The sequence below is a fragment of the Lutimaribacter saemankumensis genome (assembly GCF_900100005.1).
GTDB lineage: Bacteria > Pseudomonadota > Alphaproteobacteria > Rhodobacterales > Rhodobacteraceae > Lutimaribacter > Lutimaribacter saemankumensis.
On the sequence record NZ_FNEB01000004.1, the window covers coordinates 99,161 to 114,785 of the forward strand.

Annotated in this window: 22 protein-coding genes and 1 tRNA gene; 19 read left to right on the forward strand and 4 right to left on the reverse strand. The window is 65.4% G+C overall.

The annotated features are described in order from the left end of the window. Nucleotides 1-24: 24 nt before the first annotated feature. The 4 genes from BLT50_RS09485 (at nt 25) to BLT50_RS09500 (ending at nt 3,391) form a co-directional block, all read left to right on the forward strand. Nucleotides 25-1,854 (forward strand): ABC transporter ATP-binding protein, encoded by a 1,830-nt coding sequence (locus tag BLT50_RS09485; RefSeq protein WP_090028441.1) that lies wholly within the window; start codon nt 25-27, stop codon nt 1,852-1,854. Between the two features lie 248 nt (nt 1,855-2,102). Further along, the gene (rpmB, locus tag BLT50_RS09490) at nt 2,103-2,393 is read left to right on the forward strand and encodes a 50S ribosomal protein L28 (RefSeq protein WP_090028611.1); all 291 of its coding nucleotides are present in this window, start codon (nt 2,103-2,105) and stop codon (nt 2,391-2,393) included. A 101-nt stretch (nt 2,394-2,494) separates the two neighbouring features. After that, complete coding sequence (locus BLT50_RS09495; protein WP_090028442.1) at nt 2,495-2,845, forward strand: hypothetical protein; 351 nt, start codon at nt 2,495-2,497, stop codon at nt 2,843-2,845. A 45-nt stretch (nt 2,846-2,890) separates the two neighbouring features. After that, the gene (locus BLT50_RS09500) at nt 2,891-3,391 is read left to right on the forward strand and encodes a copper chaperone PCu(A)C (RefSeq protein ID WP_090028443.1); all 501 of its coding nucleotides are present in this window, start codon (nt 2,891-2,893) and stop codon (nt 3,389-3,391) included. A 60-nt stretch (nt 3,392-3,451) separates the two neighbouring features. Here the strand turns inward: BLT50_RS09500 and BLT50_RS09505 are convergent, their stop codons facing one another. After that, nucleotides 3,452-4,150, reverse strand: a complete 699-nt coding sequence (locus tag BLT50_RS09505; RefSeq protein ID WP_090028444.1) for an NAD-dependent deacylase — start codon at nt 4,148-4,150, stop codon at nt 3,452-3,454. A gap of 38 nt (nt 4,151-4,188) precedes the next feature. On the opposite strand from BLT50_RS09505, the gene BLT50_RS09510 reads away from it, so the two are divergent. Together BLT50_RS09510 and hisD (BLT50_RS09515) are read left to right on the forward strand one after the other, a co-directional pair. Then, a complete protein-coding gene (locus BLT50_RS09510; protein WP_090028445.1) occupies nt 4,189-4,626 on the forward strand; it encodes a low molecular weight protein-tyrosine-phosphatase in 438 nt (145 codons plus the stop codon). A gap of 126 nt (nt 4,627-4,752) precedes the next feature. Continuing rightward, nucleotides 4,753-6,048 carry a histidinol dehydrogenase gene (gene hisD, locus BLT50_RS09515; RefSeq protein ID WP_090028446.1) on the forward strand — a complete coding sequence of 432 codons (1,296 nt, stop codon included), beginning with the start codon at nt 4,753-4,755 and terminating at the stop codon, nt 6,046-6,048. On the opposite strand, the gene BLT50_RS09520 is transcribed toward hisD (BLT50_RS09515), so the two are convergent. Continuing rightward, complete coding sequence (locus tag BLT50_RS09520; RefSeq protein WP_090028447.1) at nt 6,045-6,356, reverse strand: hypothetical protein; 312 nt, start codon at nt 6,354-6,356, stop codon at nt 6,045-6,047. The genes hisD (BLT50_RS09515) and BLT50_RS09520 overlap by 4 nt on opposite strands. A gap of 132 nt (nt 6,357-6,488) precedes the next feature. Next, nucleotides 6,489-6,563: transfer RNA gene (locus BLT50_RS09525), tRNA-Thr, on the reverse strand. Between the two features lie 88 nt (nt 6,564-6,651). On the opposite strand from BLT50_RS09525, the gene BLT50_RS19285 reads away from it, so the two are divergent. From BLT50_RS19285 to BLT50_RS09535, 3 genes are read left to right on the forward strand one after another with little or no spacing between them, the layout of a single operon-like run. Next, the gene (locus BLT50_RS19285; RefSeq protein WP_175491443.1) at nt 6,652-6,816 is read left to right on the forward strand and encodes a hypothetical protein; all 165 of its coding nucleotides are present in this window, start codon (nt 6,652-6,654) and stop codon (nt 6,814-6,816) included. Continuing rightward, nucleotides 6,816-8,084 (forward strand): UDP-N-acetylglucosamine 1-carboxyvinyltransferase, encoded by a 1,269-nt coding sequence (gene murA / locus BLT50_RS09530; RefSeq protein WP_090028448.1) that lies wholly within the window; start codon nt 6,816-6,818, stop codon nt 8,082-8,084. Before BLT50_RS19285 ends, murA begins: the two co-directional genes overlap by 1 nt. After that, nucleotides 8,081-8,551, forward strand: coding sequence for a DUF2948 family protein (locus BLT50_RS09535; protein ID WP_090028449.1), 471 nt, complete (start codon nt 8,081-8,083; stop codon nt 8,549-8,551). The genes murA and BLT50_RS09535 overlap by 4 nt, the downstream gene beginning before the upstream one ends. A 40-nt stretch (nt 8,552-8,591) precedes the next feature. Here the strand turns inward: BLT50_RS09535 and BLT50_RS09540 are convergent, their stop codons facing one another. Beyond that, a complete protein-coding gene (locus tag BLT50_RS09540) occupies nt 8,592-8,933 on the reverse strand; it encodes a c-type cytochrome (protein ID WP_245723344.1) in 342 nt (113 codons plus the stop codon). Between the two features lie 207 nt (nt 8,934-9,140). Here BLT50_RS09540 and hisD (BLT50_RS09545) point away from each other — a divergent pair, with 207 nt between their 5' ends. The 10 genes from hisD (BLT50_RS09545) (at nt 9,141) to BLT50_RS09590 (ending at nt 15,623) form a co-directional block, all read left to right on the forward strand. Beyond that, nucleotides 9,141-10,445, forward strand: a complete 1,305-nt coding sequence (gene hisD / locus BLT50_RS09545; protein WP_090028451.1) for a histidinol dehydrogenase — start codon at nt 9,141-9,143, stop codon at nt 10,443-10,445. 88 nt (nt 10,446-10,533) lie between these two features. Continuing rightward, nucleotides 10,534-11,013, forward strand: a complete 480-nt coding sequence (locus BLT50_RS09550) for a UPF0262 family protein (RefSeq protein ID WP_090028452.1) — start codon at nt 10,534-10,536, stop codon at nt 11,011-11,013. Beyond that, nucleotides 11,013-11,474, forward strand: coding sequence for an arsenate-mycothiol transferase ArsC (locus tag BLT50_RS09555; RefSeq protein WP_090028453.1), 462 nt, complete (start codon nt 11,013-11,015; stop codon nt 11,472-11,474). Before BLT50_RS09550 ends, BLT50_RS09555 begins: the two co-directional genes overlap by 1 nt. A 107-nt stretch (nt 11,475-11,581) precedes the next feature. After that, a complete protein-coding gene (locus BLT50_RS09560; RefSeq protein WP_090028454.1) occupies nt 11,582-11,989 on the forward strand; it encodes a ketosteroid isomerase-related protein in 408 nt (135 codons plus the stop codon). Beyond that, nucleotides 11,986-12,570 carry a GNAT family N-acetyltransferase gene (locus BLT50_RS09565; RefSeq protein WP_090028455.1) on the forward strand — a complete coding sequence of 195 codons (585 nt, stop codon included), beginning with the start codon at nt 11,986-11,988 and terminating at the stop codon, nt 12,568-12,570. The genes BLT50_RS09560 and BLT50_RS09565 overlap by 4 nt, the downstream gene beginning before the upstream one ends. Before the next feature lie 90 nt (nt 12,571-12,660). After that, a complete protein-coding gene (locus tag BLT50_RS09570) occupies nt 12,661-13,542 on the forward strand; it encodes a carbon-nitrogen hydrolase family protein (protein WP_090028456.1) in 882 nt (293 codons plus the stop codon). An 87-nt stretch (nt 13,543-13,629) separates the two neighbouring features. Beyond that, the gene (infA, locus tag BLT50_RS09575; protein ID WP_043918791.1) at nt 13,630-13,848 is read left to right on the forward strand and encodes a translation initiation factor IF-1; all 219 of its coding nucleotides are present in this window, start codon (nt 13,630-13,632) and stop codon (nt 13,846-13,848) included. Nucleotide 13,849: 1 nt separating this feature from the next. Beyond that, the gene (locus tag BLT50_RS09580) at nt 13,850-14,425 is read left to right on the forward strand and encodes a Maf family protein (RefSeq protein ID WP_090028457.1); all 576 of its coding nucleotides are present in this window, start codon (nt 13,850-13,852) and stop codon (nt 14,423-14,425) included. Next, on the forward strand, nt 14,422-15,444 hold the full coding sequence (locus tag BLT50_RS09585; protein ID WP_090028612.1) for a ribonuclease E/G: 1,023 nt from the start codon (nt 14,422-14,424) through the stop codon (nt 15,442-15,444). Before BLT50_RS09580 ends, BLT50_RS09585 begins: the two co-directional genes overlap by 4 nt. Beyond that, nucleotides 15,441-15,623 (forward strand): DNA gyrase inhibitor YacG, encoded by a 183-nt coding sequence (locus BLT50_RS09590; RefSeq protein WP_090028458.1) that lies wholly within the window; start codon nt 15,441-15,443, stop codon nt 15,621-15,623. Before BLT50_RS09585 ends, BLT50_RS09590 begins: the two co-directional genes overlap by 4 nt. Nucleotides 15,624-15,625 lie beyond the last annotated feature (2 nt).

The following is a 15,625-nucleotide window of genomic DNA, read 5'->3' on the forward strand; positions in this document are numbered from 1 at the left end:
GATACGTTCAAGAAAGCCCTGCCCATGTTCCGTTTCTTCGAAAACCTTGTCGATCCTTACGGCCCCTATGAACAGAAGGATCACCCGCCCCAGACGCTGTGGCGGTTCATGTGGGATTATTCCCAGCCCTTCAAACGCGTGTTCGCGCTGGCGGCCGTCCTGTCGGTGCTGGTGGCGGGGGTCGAGATCGCGCTGATCTATTACATGGGCTGGATCGTCGACATCCTGCAGGGCGATCCGGGGCAGGTCTGGGCCGAACATGGCGCGGTGCTGATCGCGTTGGGGGTGTTCATCCTGTTCCTGCGCCCCGCGATCCAGGGGCTGGACGTGCTGCTGTTGAACAACACGATCATGCCGAATTTCGGCACGCTGATCCGCTGGCGGGCGCATGCCCATGTGCTGCGGCAGTCGGTGGGCTGGTTCGAAAACGATTTCGCGGGCCGCATCGCCAACCGTATCATGCAGACCCCTCCGGCGGCGGGCGAGGCGGTGTTCCAGGTGTTCGACGCGGTGACCTTTGCGCTGGCCTATGCGGCGGGCGCGGTGATCGTGCTGGGCCAGGCGGATGCGCGGCTGATGCTGCCTCTGCTGGCCTGGCTGGTCGCTTACGGGCTGCTGATGCGTTGGGCGATTGTGCGCGTTGCGCCCGCCAGCCAGGCCGCGTCGGACGCGCGCAGCGCGGTGACCGGACGGGTGGTGGACAGCTATACCAACATTCATTCGGTCAAGATGTTCGCCCACCACGACCGCGAACTGGCCTTTGCCGGCGAGGCGATAGAACAGGCGCGGCGCACCTTCCAGGCGGAAATGCGGCTATATACCAAGATGGATTTCGGCCTTGTGGTGCTCAATGGCTTGCTGATCGTCAGCGTGGTGGGCTGGGCGCTTTGGCTGTGGATGCAGGGCCAGGCCAGCGTCGGCGCGGTCGCGGCGGCCACGGCGCTGACCCTGCGGCTGAATGCCATGACGGGCTGGATCATGTGGGCGCTGACCACGCTGTTCCGGCAACTGGGCGTGGTGGCCGAGGGGATGGAGACGATCGCCCAGCCGATCACGCTGCTCGATGCGCCCGGCGCCAAACCGCTTGAGGTCGGCCGCGGAGAGATCGTCTTCGACGGGTTGCGCCATGCCTACGGGCGCCAGAGCGGGGGGCTCGAAGGGGTCGACCTGCGTGTGGCGGCAGGCGAAAAGGTCGGGCTGGTCGGCCGGTCGGGGGCGGGCAAATCCACGCTGATGAAACTGCTGTTGCGGTTCTACGCCGCCGAGGGCGGGCGCATCGTGATCGACGGGCAGGACATCGCCGGTGTCACGCAGGACAGTCTGCGCCGCCAGATCGGCATGGTCAGCCAGGACAGCGCGCTGTTGCACCGTTCGGTGCGCGACAACCTGCTTTATGGCCGCCCGGATGCCGACGACGCGCAGCTTGTCCAGGCGGCGCGGCAGGCGCAGGCGCTGGAGTTCATCCACGACCTCGAAGACCCGCAGGGCCGGCGCGGGTTCGACGCGCATGTGGGCGAACGTGGCGTCAAGCTGTCGGGCGGGCAGCGGCAGCGCATCGCGCTGGCGCGCGTGATCCTGAAGGACGCGCCGATCCTGTTGCTGGACGAGGCGACCTCGGCGCTCGATTCCGAGGTCGAGGCGGCGGTGCAGGACACGCTTTACGGCATGATGGAAGGCAAGACCGTGATCGCCATCGCCCACCGGCTGTCGACGATCGCGCGGATGGACCGGATCGTCGTGCTGGACCAGGGCCGGATCGTCGAGCAGGGCCGGCATGCCGAGTTGCTGGATCACGGCGGCCTTTATGCCACGCTCTGGGCTCATCAGTCGGGCGGTTTCCTGGGCGATGACTGAGGACGGACGTGCCTGCTTCATCTTGCCTCAAATACCTCCGGGGGTGAATTGGGCCAACGGCCCAAGAGGGGGCAGCGCCCCCTTGCCCCCGGCGCCGCAGGCGCAACCACTTGTCTGGCAAATCCCCCTTGACGCCCCATCCGATTCCGCCTAATCACCCACAACGAATTTCAGGGCGCTGCCCCCGGCAGTGCCCTTATGTGTTGCAGGGGCCTCATGTGCCCCCCGATCCAGACGAGGAACATGACATGTCGCGCCGCTGCGAACTGACCGGGAAAGGCCCGATGACTGGCAACAATGTCAGCCATGCAAACAACAAGACCAAGCGTCGCTTCCTGCCGAACCTGAACGACACGACGCTTCAGTCCGAAGCACTGGGCCGTGGCGTCAAGCTGCGTATCTCGGCTTCGGCGCTGCGTTCGGTCGATCACCGTGGCGGGCTCGATGCCTACCTGCTGAAGGCCAAGGATGCCGATCTTTCGGCAAACGCCCTGAAGCTGAAGAAAGAGATCATCAAGGCGCAGGAAGCCAACGCCTGATCCTTTCGGCTCGGAATTGAAAACAGCCCCGTCGGTCGACCGGCGGGGCTGTTTCCTTTTGTCGCTTTGGCATCAGGCAAGGGATCCGTATATCTGGCGTCATGACAATGTTGCGGCATCCCGTGATGGGCGTCCTGATGGCGCTGATGCTGGTCCTGACGGGCCAGTCGATGGCCATTGCCCGCGGCACGCCCGGACCGTCTGGCGAGATGGTCCTGTGCACGGGCACCGGGCCCATCACCGTCCTTGTGGACGAAAACGGCCAGCCCGTAGGCCGGGCGCATATTTGTCCCGATTGCGCCTTTGCCTTCTTCGCGGCCCACTGGGATGCCCCGGACCTGCCCGCGCGTGCCCCGGCAAGCCTTGTGCCATTGCGTCCCGGCGCACAGACCTTGCCGGATGCGCTGCAGGTTCCCGTGCCGCAGGCCAGGGGGCCGCCGGTTCTGTCCTGATCTCAAATCTCCAAGGATCACGACAGAACAGGAAAGGACCAGACGATGTCGATCAAATCCACGCTTTTCGCTGCCGCCGCTGCGGTGGCTTTCGCCATGCCCGCCTTCGCCGCCGATATCACGGTGGACGACCCTTATGCCCGCGCGTCTTCGATGATGTCGAGCTCGGGTGCGGCCTTCATGATCATCCACAACAACACCGACACCGACGACCAGCTTGTCGGCGCGGCCTCGGACGTGGCTGAAAAGGTCGAACTGCACACCCACAAGGAAGACGAGAACGGCGTCATGCGCATGCTGCATGTCGAGGAAGGCTTTGCGATCCCGGCAGGCGGCACCATCGAAATGGTGCGCGGCGGCCATCACGTCATGTTCCTGGGTCTGAAGGAAGAGATGCAGCAGGGCGACGTGATAAGCGTGACGCTGCAGTTCGAAAAGGCCGGCGACGTGACCGTCGAAGTGCCGGTCGACCTGGAACGCAAGCCGATGCATGGCAACATGAACAACGGCAACATGAACAATGGTCAGATGAAGCAATCCGACTGATCGCGGCATTGGTCGCGGTATCTGCGGGCCGGCCTTTCGGGGCCGGCCTTTCTTGTGCGCTCAGGCCCGGCCCGACAGCACGGCATCGACCCAGTCGGGCACGACCTCGGTGGCCGCGCCATGGCGTGTCTCGGCGAAATCCGACACCGTGACCGAGGGTTCGAGGTTCAGCTCGACCGTATGCGCTCCGGCGGCGGCGGCCTCCTGCACGAAGGCGGCGGCGGGATAGACATTGCCCGAGGTGCCGATCGCGGCAAAAAGGCCCGCACCGCCAAGATGTGTCCAGATATCGTCCATGTGATAGGGGATTTCGCCGAACCAGACCACGTCGGGCCTGGTTTCGGGCCGCCCGCAGGCCGGGCAGGGGTCGGCCGGGGCCATGACTTCAGGCGCATCCCAGCGGTGACCGCAGGCATTGCACAGCGCGCGCGCCAGTTCGCCATGCATATGCAGCACGCCGCGGGCGCCACCGGCCTCGTGCAGGGCATCGACGTTCTGCGTGACGATCACGACCTCGCCGGCGTAGTCGGCCTGCAGGCGGGCCAACGCGCGATGCGCGGCGTTGGGTTGCGCTTTTGCCGCCTGCGCGCGGCGCTGGTTGTAGAAATCCTGCACCAGCGCGGGATTGCGCGCGAAGCCTTCGGGCGTGGCCACGTCCTCGATCGGGTAGCGCGTCCAGATCCCGTCCTTGTCGCGAAACGTGCCAAGGCCGCTTTCGGCGGAAATGCCTGCGCCGGTCAGGATCACGATCTTGTCCATGTCTTGCCCTTTCGCCGCTTTGGCCCCAGAACAGGGGCATGAGCAAGCGTATCCTCTTTGTCTGTCTTGGCAATATCTGCCGCTCACCCTCGGCCCATGCGGTGACGCGCAGCCTTGCGCCCGACTGGACCGTCGACAGCGCCGGCACCTCTGACTGGCATGTGGGCGAGCCACCCTATGGCCCGATGCAGGCCGCGGCACGTGCGCGCGGCATCGCGATGGACGATCTGCGGGCGCGGCAGTTCCATGCCGACGATTTCGACCTGTTCGACCTGATCGTGGCAATGGATGCCGACAACCTTGCCCGGATCGAGTCGCAGCGCCCCGCCGGCAACGCCACGCCCGTGCGCCTGTTCACCGATTTCGACGGCGTCGGGGCTGGCGATCATGTGCCCGATCCCTATTACACCCGCGATTTCGACGGCTGCCTCGACCTGATCGAAACCTGCGCCCGGGGCTTGATCGAAACCGACTGAGCCGCGGGGTTTGCGGCTTTTCCGAAACTGGGTTTCGCGCGAAGAAAAATCGCCCCTGCCGGACGGTGCCCGCCCTTGCCGTGGGCGGTCCGCATGGCTTTCCTTGAGAAACCAAGGAGGCGCGCGATGACCATCCGACAGATAAAGGCAGCAAGCGGCCTGCCACCCCAAGCCGCGCAAGACACCGCCGACACCGTGCAGGTGATGCTGGCGCGCATCCGCGCGGGCGGCGAGGACGCGGCGCGCGATTATGCGCAGCGTCTGGATGGCTGGGACGGTCCGGCCCTGGTTCAGCCCGAGGCGATCGCGCGGGCCTGCGACGCCGTACCCGAAGGGCTGAAGGCCGATATCCGCTATGCCCATGACAACATCCGACGGTTCGCCGAGGCACAGCGCGCCACGCTGACCGAAATGGAGGTCGAACTGCGGCCCGGACTTTTCGCCGGGCAGCGGGTGATCCCCGTCGGGTCGGTCGGGGCCTATGTGCCGGGCGGGCGTTATGCCCATATCGCGAGCGCGCTGATGACGATCGCCTCCGCGCGGGCGGCGGGTGTGGCGCAGATCACGGCCTGTTCGCCCCCGCGTGGCGATCAGGGTATTCCCGCGCCGATCCTTTACGCGATGCATCTTGCCGGGGCTGATCGTATCCTGTGCATGGGCGGTGTGCAGGGGGTGGCGGCGATGGCGTTCGGCCTGTTCGGCGGGCGGCCTGCCGATATCCTGGTGGGGCCGGGCAATCAGTACGTGGCAGAGGCCAAGAGGCAACTCTTCGGGCCGGTCGGCATCGACATGGTGGCGGGGCCGACCGACAGCCTGATCTTGGCCGACGACAGCGCCGATGCGTTGACCGTGGCGTGGGATCTGGTGGGCCAGGCGGAACACGGGGCCAATTCCCCGGTCTGGCTGGTCGCCTCGGATGCGGCGCTGGCAGAGGCGGTGATGGAACACGTCCCCATTTGCATCGCGGCGCTGCCCGAGCCGAATCGGACGGCCGCGCGCGACGCCTGGGAGGCGCTGGGCGAGGTGTGGGTCTGCGACACGCCCGAAGACATGGCGCAAAAGGCCGACGAATTCGCGCCCGAGCACCTGCATGTGCAGGCCCGCGACCTCGATTGGTGGCAGGGCCGGTTGCGCAATTACGGCTCGCTTTTCCTGGGCGCGAACACGACCGTCCCCTTCGGTGACAAGGCGGCGGGGCCGAACCACGTTCTGCCGACCAGCGGCGCGGCGCGGCATACCGGGGGGCTGTCGGTTCTGAAATACCTCAAGACGGTGACCTGGCAGCGTGTCGAGGACCGCGCGCTGCCCGAACTGGCGCGGGTCAGCGCCAGTATCAGCCGTCATGAAGGGATGGAGGGCCATGCCCGCAGCGCCGAAATGCGTCTGCCGCGCCCGCCTTCGACGTTGAAAGCGGTCGGTTAGCCGCAGTATTCGACCGCGCGCGCGGCGAAGGCCTTGTAGCGTTCCCAGAACCGTTCGTTGGCGATGTTGTCGGACTGCCGGGTTTCCTGCGCGCGGTGCGGATCGCGGAAAAACCGCGCGGCCTGACGCTGCTCGCCGCGTGTCAGCATCTGGTCGGCCACGCGCTGGATGCAGCCGCACAATTCCGGCGTCTTCTGCTTGCGCGGGCTGGCGATGCAGGCGCGGGCGATTGTCCCTGCCTCGGCCGGGGTGGGAAGGGACGGACCGACAAGCCCGGCAAGAACGATGATCACGACCGTTTTTTTCATTCCGCCTGTCTTGCCTCGTCGCGGGTTTCGCATTGCAGACTTAGTGCGTGTCCACGCAAGTCCAATTCTGGCTGAAGCCAAAGCTGAATTCAACTTGCGCCGCGAAAGCTGCCGATCACATTTGGGAAATCATGGTGCTGCTGGAGAGAATTGAACTCTCGACCTCTCCCTTACCAAGGGAGTGCTCTACCTCTGAGCTACAGCAGCGCCGTTCGTGGGCGGCTGATTAGACGCAATTTCGCGCGGGTGCAAGCGCAATCTGGACGGTTTTTTCGCCCTGCTGTAGAGAGGGGCCATGGACCGCAAGAACACACACAATAACCAGTCGAAAAAGGACGCCGAGCGCGATGCGCGGTTGAAGGCCGCGCTCAAGGCCAATATGGCGCGGCGCAAGGAGCAGGCCCGCGCGCGCGCAGGTCACAAGGCGGACGGCGATACAAGCGAAGAAGGGCAGAACTGATGGATTCGATTATCGTGCGCGGGAATGGCGCGCTGAGCGGGCAGATACCGATCGCGGGCGCAAAGAATGCCTGCCTGACCCTGATGCCCGCCACGTTGCTGAGCGACGAGCCGCTTACGCTGACCAATGCGCCGCGCCTGTCGGATATCCGTACGATGTCGGAATTGTTGCGCTCGCTCGGGGCCGAAGTTGCGTCGATGCAGGACGGGCAGGTTCTGGCGCTGTCGAGCCACAAGTTGTCCAGCACACGGGCCGAGTACGATATCGTGCGCAAGATGCGCGCGTCGATCCTGGTCCTTGGGCCGCTGCTGGCACGCGAGGGCCATGCGCAGGTATCGCTGCCCGGCGGCTGCGCCATCGGCGCGCGGCCTGTCGATCTGCATCTGCGTGCGCTCGAAGCCATGGGCGCCGAGATGGAGCTGAAGGACGGCTACGTTCATGCCAAGGCCCCCGGCGGGCTGAAGGGCGGGATTGTCGAGTTTCCCTTCGTGTCGGTGGGCGCGACGGAAAATGCGCTGATGGCGGCGACGCTGGCAAAGGGGACGACCGTCCTGAAGAACGCGGCGCGCGAGCCCGAGATCGTGGATCTTGCGCAATGCCTGCGCCGCATGGGTGCGCAGATCGACGGCGAAGGTACGTCCGAGATCACCGTCCAGGGAGTCGACCGCCTGGGCGGGGCCACCCATCCGGTGGTGACCGACCGGATCGAGCTGGGCACCTACATGCTGGCCCCCGCGATCTGTGGCGGTGAGGTCGAATGCCTTGGCGGGCGGATCGACCTGGTGGGCGCGTTCTGCGAAAAGCTGGATGCGGCGGGCATTTCGGTCGAGGAAACGCCGATTGGCCTGAAGGTATCGCGCAAGAACGGCCGGGTGCGCGCAGTCGACGTGACGACCGAACCTTTCCCCGGCTTTCCGACCGACCTGCAGGCGCAGATGATGGCGCTGCTTTGCACAGCCGAAGGCACCAGTGTTCTGGAAGAGAAGATTTTCGAGAACCGGTTCATGCATGCGCCCGAACTGATGCGAATGGGCGCGAAGATCGACGTGCATGGCGGCACCGCGACGGTGACGGGTGTGGAAAGGTTGAAGGGCGCGCCGGTCATGGCGACCGACCTGCGGGCCAGCGTGTCGCTGATCCTGGCGGGTCTGGCGGCCGAGGGTGAAACCATCGTCAACCGGGTTTATCACCTTGACCGCGGCTATGAGCGGGTCGAGGAAAAACTGGGCAATGTCGGTGCGCATATCGAAAGGGTTTCGGGCAAGTGACGGATGATGCACGCTTCGAGGACGGGCGCGAGGCGCCGCTGAACCTGGGGGCCCTCGATCAAGAGGATCTGAAGGTGATCTCGGCGTTGGTGCAGGACGCGGTGTTTCCGGCGTCGGAAATGGCCTGGCGCGCGCGTGACCGTCGTTTCGCCCTGCTCTTGAACCGGTTTCGCTGGGAAGACAGAGGGCGCGACCGTCACGGGCCCGAGCGGGTGCAGTCGCTTCTGGTCATCGAAAACGTGCTGAAGGTTGCAAGCCAAGGCGTCCCACGTGGAGATGCGGACACCATCCTGTCGCTGCTGGCGATCGACTGGCAACCCGGCGAGGCGCCGGGCGGCGTGCTGGAGTTGCAGCTTGCCGGCGATGGCGCGATCCGGCTGGAGGTCGAGGCGCTCGAGGTGGCTCTGCGCGACGTGACCCGCCCCTATCGCGCGCCGTCGCGCAAGGCGCCGACCCACGACGGCTGACCGCGCCCGGCCCCGGACAGGGCAAGGCGCGGCCGCGGCATCATTTCTGGATGGATTGCAGGTAATAGGCCAGCGACAGGATGCGCCCGCGCGCGATCACTTCGCCGCCGTAAGCGCCGGCTGCCGAAGCTTCGGCCTTGAACTGACCGCCCCAGACCGGCATTTCGCTGCCATGGCCGCGCACTCCGGTGCGCCCGTCGATGATCTGGATCACGTCGAGCATCGGGAACACGCCATCGTTTTGTGCCGACAATTGTGTCAGGTCGGGCACTTTGACCGACATGAATTCAGCCATTGGCCCATTGCCCAGGCCGGCCGGGCCATGGCACGAGGCGCAGGCGTTCATATATTCGCGCTGGCCGGTTTCTTCGGCTTGCGCCATCGGGGAACACATCAGAAAAACAGCCGCAGAAAACGCGGATAATACCGAGAAAGTCCGTTTCATGGTGATTTCCTCCTCTGAAAAAGGGGCTTGCCCCTAAGTCAAGTCTAACCGGCGCGCGCCGGCCCGCTTTGATCAGGATCATGCTAGGCCCTTGAGGGTCGAAGGCGTTACAAGTATGGGTCGCGCAACGAAAAGGAGCCGCCAATGCCCGTTTTTCTGGATGCCACGGACGCCGATTTCGACGCGGCGTTTTCCACCCTGCTGTCGGCCAAGCGCGAAGACAGCCCGGATGTCGACGAGGTGGTCGCCGGGATCATCGCCGATGTGCGTGCGCGCGGCGATGCGGCGCTGATCGAGCTGACGGCGAAATTCGACCGGCTGGACCTGACACCCGACACGCTGCGGTTTTCCGAAGCAGAGGTGGATGCGCTGATCGCGCAGGTGCCGGCGCATGAACGCGAGGCGCTGGAACTGGCGGCCGAGCGTATCCGCGCCTACCATGTGCGGCAGATGCCGCAGGACCAGTCCTGGACCGACCCCGAGGGCGCGATGCTGGGCTGGCGCTGGTCGCCGGTTTCGGCGGCGGGGCTTTACGTGCCGGGGGGGCTTGCCTCTTACCCGTCTTCGGTTCTGATGAACGCGATCCCGGCCAAGGTGGCCGGTGTCGACCGGCTGGCCATCGTGGTCCCCACGCCGGGCGGGCAGGCCAATCCGCTGGTATTGCTGGCCGCGCGGCTGGCGGGTGTGGACGAGATCTATCGCATCGGGGGGGCGCAGGCGGTGGCGGCGCTGGCCTATGGCACCGAAACGATCGCGCCGGTGGACAAGATCACCGGGCCCGGCAATGCGTATGTCGCGGCGGCCAAGCGGCGGGTGTTCGGCAAGGTGGGGATCGACATGATCGCCGGTCCGTCCGAGATCCTGGTGATCGCGGATGCCGATAACGATCCCGACTGGCTTGCTCTCGACCTGCTGAGCCAGGCCGAACATGACGAAAGCGCGCAGTCGATCCTGATCACCGACAGCCCCGTTATGGCCAAGGCCGTCAGCGTCGCGATGGACCGGTTCCTGACCACGCTGGAACGGCGCGACATCGCCGGGGCAAGCTGGCGCGATTTCGGCGCGATCATCACCGTGCCCGACCTCGATACGGCGGCGGCGCTGTCGAACCGCGTGGCGCCCGAACACCTGGAATTGTGCGTGGAAGACCCCGACGCGCTGGCCGAAAAGATCACCCATGCCGGCGCGATCTTCCTTGGGGCCTGGACGCCCGAGGCCATCGGCGACTATGTCGGCGGGCCCAACCACGTTTTGCCAACGGCGCGTTCGGCGCGGTTTTCCTCGGGGCTGTCGGTGATGGATTTCCTCAAGCGTACGACCCTGGCCAAGATGACGCCGGGCGCGCTGGCGGCGATCGGCCCGGCGGCCGAGACGCTGGCGATTTCGGAAAGCCTCGAGGCGCATGGGCTGAGCGTGCGCGCGCGGCTGAACCGGTTGAACGAAGGCTAGGGGCTGCAAAGGGTCGCGGCGCTTTTGATTGCCGAACGGGCTGGCCTGCGCTAGGGACGGTCCATCCAAAAGACGGAAAAAACGACCCATGTCCTACATCAGCCATATCGAGTTGGACGACGCGAACCTGCCGCCGCCCACGCCGGAAATCGAACAGGAGCGCAAGGTCGCGATGTTCGACCTGCTTGAGGAAAACACCTTTTCGTTGCCAAAACGCGACGACCGCGTGGTGCCGGACGGTCCCTACCGCGTCGGGCTGTCGATCCGCGACAAGCGGCTTGTCTTTGACGTGCTGACCGAGGACGGGCAGAAAGCGGCCGAATTCCACCTGTCGTTGTCGCCGTTCCGGCAGGTGGTCAAGGATTACTGGGCGATCTGCGAAAGCTATTACGAGGCGGTCAAGAACTCGGCCCCCAGCCAGATCGAAACGATCGACATGGCCCGGCGCGGCATCCACAACGAAGGTGCGCGCATCCTGGCCGAGCGCCTGGAAGGCAAGGCCGAGATCGACAACGATACCGCGCGCCGCCTGTTCACCCTGATCTGCGTGCTGCATTTCGGGGGCTGATGGTGGTTGGCGATCTGCCCCAGTCGGTGCTGTTCTGCTGCGATCACAACGCGGTCCGTTCGCCCATGGCCGAAGGGATCATGAAGAAGTTCTACGGCACCGACACCTATGTGCAGTCGGTCGGCGTGAAAAGCGACCTGGAAATCGACGGCTTCGCGATTGCGGTCTGTGCCGAGATCGGGGTCGAGCTGTCCCGCCACCGGTCGCGCAGTTTCGAGCAATTGCAGGAATGGGGCGACGATCTTTCGGCCTTTGATCTGGTGGTGGCATTGTCGCCGGCCAGCCAGCGCCAGGCGCTGGAACTGACGCGGGTGTTCCACCTTCAGGTCGAATACTGGCCGATCATGGACCCGACCGGGCTGGGCGAATCCCGCGAGGCAAAGCTGGATGCCTACCGCCAGACGCGCGACCAGATCGTCGCGCATCTGATCGAACGCTGGGGCCCGCCGCGCGAGGACTGATCACCGCGGCCCGTGGGCGTCGCCAATGCGCCGGAACATGCCGTTTGCCCGTTGGACGCCGCCTGCGCCGGTGATACCAATCGCGCGACCATCAGGGAGTGACCGGTATGACCAAAAGCGCGCGTGACACGATCCAACGCTATTTCGACGCCTTCAACGCCGGCGACACCGACGCCATGCTGGCCTGCCTTGCCGATGACTTGGCCCATCACGTCAACGAGGGGCAGGTGCGCATCGGCAAGGCGAAATTCGCCGATTTCTGCGCCCACATGACCCGCTGCTACAAGGAAGAGCTGACCGACATGGTGATCTTCGAGGCCGAAGCCGGCACGCGGGGTGCGGCCGAATTCATCGTGAACGGCACCTATCTTGCCACCGATGACGGCCTGCCCGAGGCGCATGGCCAGACCTACCGGCTGCCGGCGGGATCGTTCTTTTCGCTGGACGACGGGCGCATCACCCGCGTCGTCACCTATTACAACCTTGCGGACTGGGTGGCGCAGGTTTCGAAATGATCGAGGTGCGCGCACTCACCGGCGAGGCGCTGGGCGCGGCGCTGGACGACGTGGCGCGGCTGCGCATCGCGGTGTTCCGCGACTGGCCCTACCTTTACGATGGCGATCTCGGCTATGAGCGGGACTACCTGCAATCCTATCGCGACAGCGCGGGCGCGATCGTCGTGGGGGCGTTCGATGGCGCCCGGCTGGTGGGTGCGGCCACCGGCACGCCACTGGAAGATCACGCCGACGATTTCGCCGCGGCCTTTGCCGGGACGGGGTTGAAGCTGGACGATATCTTCTACTGCGCGGAATCGGTTCTGTTGCCCGAGTATCGCGGCCATGGGATCGGGCACCGGTTCTTTGACCTGCGCGAGGATCACGCCCGCGCGCTGGGTCGCAGGAAATGCGCGTTCTGTGGCGTCGTGCGCCCGGACGATCACCCGCTGCGCCCGGACAGCTACGTGCCGCTGGACGGTTTCTGGCGCAAGCGCGGCTATGAAAGACTGCCCGGCGCCGTTGCGGAATTTTCGTGGAAGGACATCGACCGGGACGCGGAAACGAAAAAACCGCTGCAATTCTGGATCCGGGATCTCTAGATTGGGGGCGCTGCCCCCAAACCCCCGGAGTATTTGAGGCAAGATGAAGATGCGGGGCCTTGCGTCCGTGCATTGGGAAAGGAGCCATTGATGAAAGTCGCAACCGCCGCCTATCCGCTGGATTGGTTCGAGGACTGGTCCGCCTACGAAGACAAGCAGCGCGCCTGGGTGGCCGAGGCCGCGGGCGCGGGTGCCGATTTGCTGGTCTTTCCCGAATATGGCGCGATGGAGCTGGCATCGCTTGGCGGGGGCAATGTCGCGGGCGACGTGACCGGATCGATCCGGGCGGTGTCCGAAAGGGTCGAGGCGATGAACGGGCTGCATGCGCGGCTGGCCGCCGAATTCGGCGTGCACATCCTGGGCGGTTCGGCCCCGGTCGAGGTCGGGGGCCGCGTGGTGAACCGGGCGCATCTGTTCGCGCCTTCCGGCGCGGCGGGGCACCAGGACAAGCAGATCATGACCCGGTTCGAACGCGACGACTGGGGCGTCGAAGGCGGCGGGCCGCTGCGGGTGTTCGACACCGCGCTGGGCAAGCTGGGTATCCTCATCTGCTATGACAGCGAATTTCCTCTGCTGGCCCGCACGCTGGCCGAGGCCGGCGCCGAGATTTTGCTGGTTCCCAGTTGCACCGAGGCGCTGGAAGGGTACTGGCGGGTGCGGATCGGGGCGATGGCGCGTGCGCTGGAATGTCAGTGCGTGTCGGTCATGGCCTCGCTCGTGGGCGATCAGCCGCGCATTTATGCGGTCGAAGAGAACACCGGCATGGGCGGCGTGTTCGGCCCGCCGGATCGCGGCTTTCCGCCGTCGGGCGTTCTGGCAGAGGGCGAGTTGAACCGGCCAGGATGGACCTATGCCGAAATCGACCCTGCCGCGATCGCCGATGTGCGGGCCGATGGCCATGTGCTGAACATGACCCATTGGACCGAACAGGCCGAGCGTCTGCCACATATCGAGACGATCGCGTTGGCCTAGGCGTTTTCCCCTTGAAAAAAGCCGCGAATGCGCCCATTTAAGCGCCTGTCCCGCACCTCTGGCGGGTCATGCAACTAAGGAGAGACCATGGCCAAGGAAGAAATGCTCGAATTTCCCGGTGTCGTGAAGGAACTCCTGCCGAATGCGACGTTTCGGGTCGAGCTGGATAACGGCCATGAGATCATCGCACATACGGCAGGAAAGATGCGCAAGAACCGCATCCGCGTTCTGGCAGGCGACCGGGTACAGGTCGAAATGACGCCTTACGATCTGACCAAGGGTCGTATCAACTATCGTTTCAAGTAACGTGCGCCTGATCCTCGGGTCAGGCAGCCCGCGCCGGCAGGAGCTGCTGGCGCAGATCGGGGTGGTGGCGGACGACATCCGCCCGCCCGATATCGACGAGACCCCCCTGAAACAGGAATTGCCGCGTCCCTATTGCGCGCGCATGGCGCGTGAAAAGGCGCAGGCCGTGCCTGCCGCGGCGGACGATCTGGTGCTGTGCGCCGATACCACGGTCGCAATGGGCCGGCGCATCCTGGGCAAGCCCGCCGACATCGACGAGGCCGGGGCCTTTCTGCGCGCTCTTTCGGGGCGCCGTCACCGGGTAATCACCGCCGTTGCGCTGAAGCGGGGCGACAGGCTGTGGGAACGCGACGTCGTGACCACCGTGCAGATGAAACGCCTCTCCGATGAGGAACTGCGCGGCTATCTTGCGACCGGCGACTGGCAGGGCAAGGCGGGCGGCTATGGCATTCAGGGCCCGGCGGGGGCGTTGATCCCGTGGATCAACGGATCTTTCACAGGCGTGGTGGGCCTGCCGCTGGCGGAAACCGCGGCGCTCTTGCAGGCGGCGGGCTATCCGTTATGGAAGGTGGCATGAAGGGACGTCAGATCATTCTCGATCACCTGGACGGGCGCGAGGCCGCGGCGCTGATCGTGGACGGCCGCCTAGAGGATTTGCTGATCGACAGCGACACGCCCCGCGTCGGCGCGATTTATCGCGCGCTGGCCGACCGCCCCATGAAGGGGCAGGGCGGGCTGTTCCTTTCGACGCCCGACGGCAAGGTGTTCCTGCGCCAGGTGCGCGGCGTGGCGCCGGGGCAAAGCCTGCTGGTGCAGGTATCGGGCCATGCCGAGCCGGGCAAGGCGCTGCCGGTGACGCAGAAGATCCTGTTCAAGAGCCGTTACGCGATCGTCACGCCCGATGCGCCGGGCCTGAACATCAGCCGCAAGATCCGCGATGACGATTTGCGCGACCGGCTGCTGGAAATCGCGCATGAGGAAATGGATGGCGACGGGATGGGGCTGATCCTGCGGTCGTCCTGCGCAGAGGCCGAGCCGCTGGAAATCGCGGCCGATATCGCGCAGATGGCAGACCTGGCCCGTGCGGTGATGTCGGATGCATCCGGCGAAATGGAAAAGTTGACCGAGGGCGATGGCCCCCATGCGCTGGCCTGGCGCGAATGGATCGATCCCGCCGAGGTCGTGACCGAGCCGGGCGGCTTTGCCACCCACGGTGTTTTGGAACGGATCGACGCCGCGCGCAGCCCGCATGTGTCGCTGCCCGGCGGCGGGTCGCTTTATATCGAACCCACCCGCGCGCTGGTGGCGGTGGATGTGAACACCGGCACCGACACGACGCCGGCGGCCGCTCTCAAGGCCAATATAGCGGCGGCGCGCGACCTGCCCCGGCAGCTTCGGGTGCGTGGGCTTGGCGGGCAGATCACGCTTGACCTTGCGCCGATGCCGAAAAAGGATCGCCGCGCGTTCGAAACCGCGCTGCGTGCCGCGTTCCGTGCCGATACGGTCGAGACGACCCTGGCGGGCTGGACGCCGCTTGGGCATTATGAACTGCAGCGCAAACGCGAACGCCGCCCGTTGTCGGAGGTGTTGACATGAGCTGCCCGATCTGCGGCAAGGATGCCGCGCCGAAATTCCGGCCCTTTTGTTCAAAGCGCTGCGCCGATATCGACCTGGCCAAATGGCTGAGCGGGTCTTACGCGATCCCGTCCGACGATCCCGAAGACGCCGAACGTGCGGTCGAGGAGATCGCCCGCGAGGCGCAGAAACCGCACTAGGC

Coding starts and splice junctions, on each gene's coding strand:
- BLT50_RS09565 (WP_090028455.1), top strand. CDS start 11,986: ATGATCGAGGTGCGCGCACTCACCGGCGAGGCGCTGGGCGCGGCGCTG.
- BLT50_RS09500 (WP_090028443.1), top strand. CDS start 2,891: ATGTCGATCAAATCCACGCTTTTCGCTGCCGCCGCTGCGGTGGCTTTC.
- rpmB (WP_090028611.1), top strand. CDS start 2,103: ATGTCGCGCCGCTGCGAACTGACCGGGAAAGGCCCGATGACTGGCAAC.
- BLT50_RS09510 (WP_090028445.1), top strand. CDS start 4,189: ATGAGCAAGCGTATCCTCTTTGTCTGTCTTGGCAATATCTGCCGCTCA.
- BLT50_RS09520 (WP_090028447.1), bottom strand. CDS start 6,356: ATGAAAAAAACGGTCGTGATCATCGTTCTTGCCGGGCTTGTCGGTCCG.
- BLT50_RS09560 (WP_090028454.1), top strand. CDS start 11,582: ATGACCAAAAGCGCGCGTGACACGATCCAACGCTATTTCGACGCCTTC.
- BLT50_RS09540 (WP_245723344.1), bottom strand. CDS start 8,933: ATGGCGCAAGCCGAAGAAACCGGCCAGCGCGAATATATGAACGCCTGC.
- BLT50_RS09570 (WP_090028456.1), top strand. CDS start 12,661: ATGAAAGTCGCAACCGCCGCCTATCCGCTGGATTGGTTCGAGGACTGG.
- infA (WP_043918791.1), top strand. CDS start 13,630: ATGGCCAAGGAAGAAATGCTCGAATTTCCCGGTGTCGTGAAGGAACTC.
- BLT50_RS09505 (WP_090028444.1), bottom strand. CDS start 4,150: ATGGACAAGATCGTGATCCTGACCGGCGCAGGCATTTCCGCCGAAAGC.
- BLT50_RS09550 (WP_090028452.1), top strand. CDS start 10,534: ATGTCCTACATCAGCCATATCGAGTTGGACGACGCGAACCTGCCGCCG.
- hisD (WP_090028446.1), top strand. CDS start 4,753: ATGACCATCCGACAGATAAAGGCAGCAAGCGGCCTGCCACCCCAAGCC.
- murA (WP_090028448.1), top strand. CDS start 6,816: ATGGATTCGATTATCGTGCGCGGGAATGGCGCGCTGAGCGGGCAGATA.
- BLT50_RS09590 (WP_090028458.1), top strand. CDS start 15,441: ATGAGCTGCCCGATCTGCGGCAAGGATGCCGCGCCGAAATTCCGGCCC.
- BLT50_RS09485 (WP_090028441.1), top strand. CDS start 25: ATGTTCCGTTTCTTCGAAAACCTTGTCGATCCTTACGGCCCCTATGAA.
- hisD (WP_090028451.1), top strand. CDS start 9,141: ATGCCCGTTTTTCTGGATGCCACGGACGCCGATTTCGACGCGGCGTTT.
- BLT50_RS19285 (WP_175491443.1), top strand. CDS start 6,652: ATGGACCGCAAGAACACACACAATAACCAGTCGAAAAAGGACGCCGAG.
- BLT50_RS09555 (WP_090028453.1), top strand. CDS start 11,013: ATGGTGGTTGGCGATCTGCCCCAGTCGGTGCTGTTCTGCTGCGATCAC.
- BLT50_RS09495 (WP_090028442.1), top strand. CDS start 2,495: ATGACAATGTTGCGGCATCCCGTGATGGGCGTCCTGATGGCGCTGATG.
- BLT50_RS09585 (WP_090028612.1), top strand. CDS start 14,422: ATGAAGGGACGTCAGATCATTCTCGATCACCTGGACGGGCGCGAGGCC.